We start from the raw sequence: 238 nt of genomic DNA on the forward strand, positions 1-238 counted from the left end.
CCATCACGGTGGTCAGCCACGGAACAGTCGCCAAAGCCAATGGCTACGCACTGACCGTGACCGACCCGGCGAAGGTCAAGTCCACGGTTAACCTCACCCTCGGTAACGTCTTTACAGCCAACAGCACCCCCGGGAGCATCTGGACCTACTCGGTTGACGCGCAGTACCGGGTACCGGGCAGCACCAATGTCTGGAACAGCTCACCCAAACCGGTCACCGTCACATGCTGACCGTGCAG

At 60.9% G+C, this 238-nt stretch carries 1 protein-coding gene; it reads left to right on the forward strand.

Annotated features, from left to right (window positions below):
• Positions 1-230 (forward strand): hypothetical protein (locus tag RM50_RS20945; RefSeq protein WP_043456396.1); only part of this gene is annotated, 230 nt, incomplete at its 5' end.
• Between the last annotated feature and the right edge of the window lie 8 nt (positions 231-238).

The organism is Pseudarthrobacter phenanthrenivorans (assembly GCF_000813845.1).
GTDB lineage: Bacteria > Actinomycetota > Actinomycetes > Actinomycetales > Micrococcaceae > Arthrobacter > Arthrobacter phenanthrenivorans_B.